Annotated in this window: 8 protein-coding genes; 7 read left to right on the top strand and 1 reads right to left on the bottom strand. The window is 37.6% G+C overall.

Features of this window, described 5'->3' with window-relative positions:
* The 5 genes from V7147_RS24375 to spoVM all read left to right on the top strand — a co-directional run.
* The coding region (locus V7147_RS24375) for a Stp1/IreP family PP2C-type Ser/Thr phosphatase (protein ID WP_438824652.1) at positions 1–715 on the top strand (715 nt) is incomplete at its 5' end.
* A 4-nt stretch (positions 716–719) separates the two neighbouring features.
* A complete protein-coding gene (gene pknB, locus V7147_RS24380; RefSeq protein ID WP_335370383.1) occupies positions 720–2,684 on the top strand; it encodes a Stk1 family PASTA domain-containing Ser/Thr kinase in 1,965 nt (654 codons plus the stop codon).
* Between the two features lie 35 nt (positions 2,685–2,719).
* Positions 2,720–3,604 (top strand): ribosome small subunit-dependent GTPase A, encoded by an 885-nt coding sequence (rsgA, locus tag V7147_RS24385; RefSeq protein ID WP_335370384.1) that lies wholly within the window; start codon positions 2,720–2,722, stop codon positions 3,602–3,604.
* A gap of 2 nt (positions 3,605–3,606) precedes the next feature.
* Positions 3,607–4,254 carry a ribulose-phosphate 3-epimerase gene (gene rpe, locus V7147_RS24390; RefSeq protein ID WP_335370385.1) on the top strand — a complete coding sequence of 216 codons (648 nt, stop codon included), beginning with the start codon at positions 3,607–3,609 and terminating at the stop codon, positions 4,252–4,254.
* A 251-nt stretch (positions 4,255–4,505) separates the two neighbouring features.
* Entirely contained in the window at positions 4,506–4,586 is an 81-nt protein-coding gene (gene spoVM, locus V7147_RS24395; protein ID WP_010282530.1) for a stage V sporulation protein SpoVM, read from the top strand.
* 78 nt (positions 4,587–4,664) lie between these two features.
* On the opposite strand, the gene rpmB is transcribed toward spoVM, so the two are convergent.
* On the bottom strand, positions 4,665–4,853 hold the full coding sequence (gene rpmB / locus V7147_RS24400; protein WP_010282529.1) for a 50S ribosomal protein L28: 189 nt from the start codon (positions 4,851–4,853) through the stop codon (positions 4,665–4,667).
* Positions 4,854–5,125: 272 nt separating this feature from the next.
* Between rpmB and V7147_RS24405 the strand changes: the two genes are divergently transcribed.
* Together V7147_RS24405 and V7147_RS24410 are read left to right on the top strand one after the other, a co-directional pair.
* The gene (locus V7147_RS24405; protein ID WP_335370386.1) at positions 5,126–5,488 is read left to right on the top strand and encodes an Asp23/Gls24 family envelope stress response protein; all 363 of its coding nucleotides are present in this window, start codon (positions 5,126–5,128) and stop codon (positions 5,486–5,488) included.
* 16 nt (positions 5,489–5,504) lie between these two features.
* Entirely contained in the window at positions 5,505–7,187 is a 1,683-nt protein-coding gene (locus V7147_RS24410) for a DAK2 domain-containing protein (RefSeq protein WP_335370387.1), read from the top strand.
* Positions 7,188–7,330: the final 143 nt, after the last annotated feature.

Consider the following 7,330-nt stretch of genomic DNA (forward strand, 5'->3'; position numbering starts at 1 on the left):
AAGGCAAATCAAAGAAGACAGCTGTGGTGTTTATCATAACAAGGATGGACAAGTGTTAGCTGTTGTAGCTGACGGAATGGGTGGGCATTTAGCTGGTGATGTTGCAAGTAGCATGACAACATCACAGCTACAGTCCTTCTGGGAAGCTAGTGACAAAATCACCACATCCGAATCAGCGGAAAGCTGGCTCAAAGAACATGTTTCAAAAATAAATACAAATCTATATACACATTCACAAAATAATGATGAATGCAAGGGTATGGGAACGACCGTTGTTGCCGCAGTTTGTACAGACTTATTTACAACAGTAGCCCATATTGGAGATAGTCGTTGCTATTGTTTGAATGGTCATGGGTTTCAACAAATTACTGAAGATCATTCACTCGTTAATGAACTTGTACGTTCTGGGCATATTTCCAAGGAGGATGCAGAGCATCATCCACGTAAAAATGTTGTTTTACGTGCATTAGGTACGGAAACTAATGTTCAAATGGACTTGAGAACGTTAATTTTAGATGAAGGCGACATGCTTTTAATTTGCTCTGACGGCTTGTCAAATAAAGTCTCGGAAGCGGAATTAAAAAACATTCTAGAAAGTGACGATTCTATCGAAAATAAAGGTGATAAACTCGTTCAATTGGCCAATGACAATGGTGGAGAAGATAATATCTCACTTGTGATCGTCGACTATACGTCTGAAAGTGAGGGCGAATAATCCTATGCTTATTGGAAGACGATTAAGTGGTCGTTATAAAATTCTCGAAGTCATTGGTGGAGGCGGTATGGCCAATGTGTACCTTGCGCGTGACGTAATCCTCGAGCGGGATGTAGCCATTAAGGTTCTCCGTTTAGATTTTTCAAATGATGATGAATTTATCAAGCGCTTTAGACGAGAAGCACACGCAGCTACAAGCTTGGCACACCCGAATGTTGTAAGTATTTATGATGTTGGGGAAGAAGAAGATATTTATTACATTGTAATGGAATATGTTCCAGGTCAGACCTTGAAGCAATACATACAGCGAAATGCACCGCTTCATCCAAAAGAAGCAATTAATATCATGTTACAGCTAACATCTGCGATTACACACGCACATCAAAATCAGATTGTTCACCGTGACATCAAACCTCAGAATATCTTAATTGATCATGATGGGACAGTTAAGGTAACTGATTTTGGGATTGCGGTTGCACTAAGCTCTACAACCATTACACAAACAAATTCTGTGCTAGGTTCCGTTCATTATTTATCACCAGAACAAGCCAGAGGCGGTATGTCAACACGAAAATCTGATATCTATTCTCTTGGTATTGTTATGTTTGAGCTTTTAACAGGTCGTGTTCCTTTTGAAGGGGAATCTGCAGTATCTATTGCTTTAAAGCATTTACAAGCTGATACGCCTTCCCCTAAAAGATGGAATGCTACAATACCACAGAGTGTTGAAAACATTATTTTAAAAGCAACCGCAAAAGACCCATTCCATCGATATAATACGGTTGAAGAAATGGAAGAGGATTTGCAAACAGCACTCTTTCCAAATCGGTTAAACGAAGAGAAATTTGTGATACCAGATATGGATGATGAAGTGACAAAGGCTATTCCGATAATCAAGGATCATAGTCCAATGTCAAAAGAAACAATGGTCAGAGACTCACAGAAAAACGCAAAACAGACCGAGCAGGACGAGCCAAAACCAAAGAAAAAGAAGAAGAAGAAAAACAAGCTTTTAGTAACGCTTGCCATCATCTTTTTCTTTATCATAGCAGCTGGTGTAGCTGCAGTTACAGTTTTTCCGGCGTTATTTTTACCACAGGATGTCGAAGTTCCGGGGGTCTCAACCTTGGACTATGATAGAGCTGTTAGTAAATTGAAGGAAGCTGGTTTTACGATAGGGGACAAGATTGAAATCAGTGACCAAGAAATACCCGAAGGGAAAGTTGTTCGAACTAACCCTGAAGCGGGGGCTTCAGTTAAGGAACGCGCTACAATTGATTTATATGTAAGTACCGGTAAAAAGAAAGTGCCATTTAAGAATTATGTTGGCAAAGATTACGAGGAAGTTAAAGCCAAATTAGACAAAGAAGATTATTTATATGTGAATTCTGAACCAGAATTTAGCGAAAGTGCTCCCGGAACCATTCTTAAACAATCAATTGAAGAAGGACAAGAGGTTGTTCCAGAAGAAACAGAGGTCACCTTTACGATTAGCAAGGGTCTCGAAACTATTAAACTTGCTGAATTAAAAGGATATGTGGCAAATGCACTTAATGAATATGCAAATTCAACTGGGTTGACGATCGACTATACAGAGGAACAATTTTCAAATGATATTCCATCAGGTCAAGCTATTTCACAATCACCCGAAAAAGGGACCGAATTAACAAAGGGTGACAAGGTGAAAGTAATCATGTCAAAAGGTCCAGAACCAAAAATGCCAATCAGTGTTAAGCGTACTATAACGATTGATTACACTTCTGATGAAGAAGGCAATCCACAACTAGTGAAAATTTATATTCAGGATGCAGGACATAAAATCACGGAAGTTTACAAAGAGTTTGAAATCAAGGAAAAACGTTCAGTTGATATTACGTTTGTCATTAATCCTGGTCAAACTGCAGAATATATGGTGTCTATTGATGATGTACCTTCTCAGAGAGAGGAAATTCCGTATTCAGATCAATAGGTCGTTGCGAATGAACTAAAACAAGGAGTGAAACTATGCCAGAAGGCAAAATCATAAAAGCATTAAGCGGTTTTTATTATGTGAAAGACGAAAATGGGGAACTGATTCAATGTCGTGGTAGAGGGGTCTTTAGGAAGAATAAAGTCACTCCATTAGTGGGCGACTATGTAGTTTTTCAGGCGGAAAATGATACTGATGGATATATTTTAGAAGTGTTGGAACGCAAAAATGAATTAGTTCGTCCACCAATTGCAAATGTTGATCAAGCTATCTTAGTTTTTTCAGCGATTAAACCCGATTTCAGTCCATTATTGTTGGATCGCTTTCTTGTTTTAGTTGAATCAAACGATATTGAGCCTATTATTTGTATAAGTAAAACGGATTTAATTTCGAAGGATGCAGTTCAAGAAATAGAGAATTTCGCAAGAAGCTATCGGGAAATAGGTTATCGTGTCTTGTTAACATCGACGAAGGAAAGGGAAGGTCTTGACCAACTGCTGCCGTTATTGGATAATCAGATTTCGGTATTTGCCGGTCAATCCGGAGTTGGGAAATCCTCGTTGTTAAATACACTTCGACCGGATTTAGATTTAGAAACAAATGAAATTTCAATGTCATTAGGCAGAGGAAAACATACAACAAGGCATGTTGAATTAATTGAAGTTGCGGGTGGGCTTGTTGCAGATACTCCCGGATTTAGTTCATTGGAATTTCTTACAATTGAAGCAGAGGAACTTTCATATTGCTTCCCGGAAATATATAAAGTAGGTGCAAATTGTAAGTTTCGCGGCTGCACACATATTTCTGAACCAAAGTGCGCTGTCAGACAAGGCGTAGAGGACGGTAGAATTGAACAATTTCGTTATGATCATTATGTAAGTTTTTATGAAGAAATAAAGGAAAGAAAGCCGAGGTATTAATCATGATTAAAATTGCACCATCCATTCTTTCAGCTGATTTTGCAAAGCTTGGAGAAGAAATCAAGGATGTTGAAAATGGGGGAGCAGACTATATTCATGTTGATGTCATGGATGGTCACTTTGTTCCAAATATTACAATCGGTCCACTTATCGTAGAAGCGATTCGACCGATTACAAAATTGCCATTAGATGTTCATTTAATGATTGAAAATCCTGACCAATACATTCCATCCTTTGCACAAGCAGGGGCAGATTTTTTAACGGTTCATGTTGAGGCATGTCCACATCTTCATCGAACCATTCAGTTAATTAAATCTCATGGTGTTAAGGCTGGAGTCGTTTTAAACCCGGCCACCCCTGTTGATACCATTAAGCATGTGATAGAGGATATTGATTTAGTATTGTTAATGACAGTGAACCCCGGATTTGGTGGGCAAAAATTCATCCATTCTGTCCTCCCTAAAATTGAGGAAGTTGCAAAAATGGTGAAGGAAAAGAACTTGAATGTTGAAATCGAAGTTGACGGTGGAGTCAATCAAGAAACAGCAAGGCTTTGTGTCGATGCGGGTGCAAATGTTCTAGTTGCCGGATCAGCTATTTATAATCAAGAAGACCGGAAAAATGCAATCGAACAAATCCGCGGTCTATAAAAAAGAGCAGAAATTTCTGCTCTTTTTTTGCATATTTTTAATGGGGAAGCTCATGTTTTTAGTAATGAACTTAATTTGATTTGTACTTTTTTTAAATTATTTGGCATATGAATGTTTTAAGAAGGGTTAAAGTAAAATTGCTTTTATTTATATGTACTATGGTACTATTTTTTTTCATTTGAATATCATTAATAAGGTAGACTGTACGATTTCAATGAAAGTACGTGGATATTGCATTGAGGAGGGAAAGTATGAAATTTTATACAATTAAGTTACCAAAGTTCTTAGGCGGTATCGTCCGTGCGATGTTAGGGTCATTTAAAAAAGGTTAAAAAAAGCACCGTCCATAGGTGCTTTTTTTTGTGCAAATTTTTAGCTCTTACTAATAGTAAGAGCTAATCACTTTTTTATTACACGCGTTCTACTTTACCAGATTTTAATGCTCTTGCAGAAACGTATACGCGTTTTGGTTTACCGTCAACTAAAATACGAACTTTTTGTAGGTTAGCTCCCCATTTGCGTTTTGATGCGTTCATTGCATGGGAACGAGCGTTACCAGTAGTAGTTTTTCTACCTGTGATTACACATTTACGTGCCATTCTATTTCCCTCCTTACTTGCATAGCAACAATCAAACATAATCGCTTTCTTATAGAAATACTTATATAATTTATCATAACTAATGGGATATTGCAATACTCTGGCACCTTGGTTTAAAGGAAAAATACTTGTCAAGACATAGAAATTTTAAAAAGCTATATAATAAAAGGTAATGAATCCACACAGCATCCCTAATGAATTACTTTTAAAATACGCGATGTTATAGTAAAATGACTGTAGCCAAGGTGAACAATTATAAAGGGGGAACTTTCATGTCCATCGAATTAAAAACAAAGTACGGACAAATTGATATATCGAACGATGTCATTGCAACGGTTGCTGGAGGAGCTGCTATCGATTGTTACGGGATTGTCGGAATGGCCTCAAGAAAGCAAATTAAAGATGGTATTTCTGAGCTTTTACGTAAAGAAAATTTTGCTCGTGGTATTGTTGTTCGTCAAGAAAATGATGAAGTGCATATCGACATGTACATAATTGTAAGTTATGGCACGAAAATTTCTGAGGTTGCCCACAATGTTCAATCAAAGGTGAAATATACATTAGACCAAACAGTAGGACTTGCTGCTAGCTCGGTTAATATTTACGTGCAAGGAGTTCGTGTAACGAACCCATAAAGAGGAGGAAAATTGCGTGTCAATTACTACATTAGATGGAAAACGTTTTGCAAAAATGGTGTTATTAGGTGCTACTCATTTATCTAATAACTCAAAAATGGTAGATGCGCTTAACGTTTTCCCTGTTCCAGATGGTGATACCGGAACGAATATGAATCTTTCTATGACATCTGGTGCAAAGGAAGTAAAAAATAATGTTACCCCACATATTGGAAAAGTCGGAGCATTCTTAGCGCGAGGATTACTAATGGGTGCACGTGGTAACTCAGGGGTTATCCTATCTCAGCTTTTCAGAGGTTTTTCAAAGGCGATCGAGCAAAAGGAAACTTTGGACGCATCTGAATTTGCTCATGCTTTTGAGTTGGGAGTAGAAACAGCCTATAAAGCGGTGATGAAACCTGTTGAAGGAACAATATTAACAGTTGCAAAAGATGCTGCTAATCGAGCGGTTTCTGTTGCAAAAAATGAGACTGACATCATTGTCGTGATGGATGAGCTTGTAAAAGAAGCTAAGGCATCATTAAACCGAACACCCGATTTATTACCGGTATTGAAAGAAGTAGGGGTTGTAGATAGTGGGGGTCAAGGATTAGTTCTTGTTTACGAAGGATTCCTCGCAGAATTGAAAGGTGAAACAATTGAGAATTTGTCAATTGCAGCACCATCAATGAATGAACTTGTAAATGCGGAGCACCACAAAAGTGTTCAAAGTCATTTAAATACGGAAGATATCGTATTTGGTTACTGTACAGAATTCATGGTGAAGTTTGAACAAGAAAAAACAAGCAAGCATCCATTTTCTGAAGACCAGTTCCGAAATGATTTGAGCCGTTACGGTGACTCATTATTAGTTATTTCTGACGATGATATTGTGAAAGTACATATCCATTCCGAGCAGCCAGGTGAAGTTTTATCATATGGTCAACGTTATGGAAGCTTGATTAAGATGAAGATTGAGAATATGCGTGAACAGCATACCGCTATTCTAAATGAAGATGAAGCATATGCTCCAGTACAAGAGAAACAAAACAAAGAAAAAGAGAAATATGCGATTATTACTGTTGCAATGGGATTAGGAATTACAGAATTATTTAAGAGTATCGGAGCTCATGTTGTTATTGAGGGTGGACAAACGATGAACCCAAGTACTGAAGATTTTGTAAAGGCGATCGAATCAGTACATGCGGAAAACTTTATCATCCTTCCTAATAACAAAAATATTATTATGGCAGCTGAACAGGCGGCAACTGTAGTTGAAGGAAATGTGATCGTTGTTCCTTCACGTACTGTACCTCAGGGAATGTCTGCATTACTTGCTTTTAATCCATCTGGTGAAATGGAAGCAAATCAGACTACAATGACAGGCGCATTAGGTAATGTAAAAACCGGTCAAATCACATATGCGGTACGTGATACCAATATTGACGGAATTGACATTGCTAAAGATGATTTTATGGGAATTGCAGAAGGGAAAATTGTCGTAACGGATAAGAATAAGTTAAAGGCAGCAAAAGACCTTTTGGCAAAAATCATTTCAGCAGATGAAGATGAAATTGTGACCATTATTTATGGACAGGATGCTTCAGAGGATGAGGTAAAGAAAATAGTCCAATATCTTGAAGAAGAGTTTGAGGACATTGAAGTCGAAGTACATAATGGTGAACAACCACTATACGCATTTATTTTCTCAGTTGAATAAGGCTACAAAATAGAAGGGATTTATCCCTTCTATTTCAATGTTTGGGGAGAATTTCCTGTAGATAAAAAAGTCTGAGACAAATAGAGTAATATATAGGAACACAGTTTGACCTTACACCATAAATCTAACTATATACAGTTGGA

This window comes from Bacillus sp. JJ1521 (assembly GCF_036965165.1).
In the GTDB taxonomy this organism is placed as follows: domain Bacteria; phylum Bacillota; class Bacilli; order Bacillales; family Bacillaceae_L; genus Ferdinandcohnia.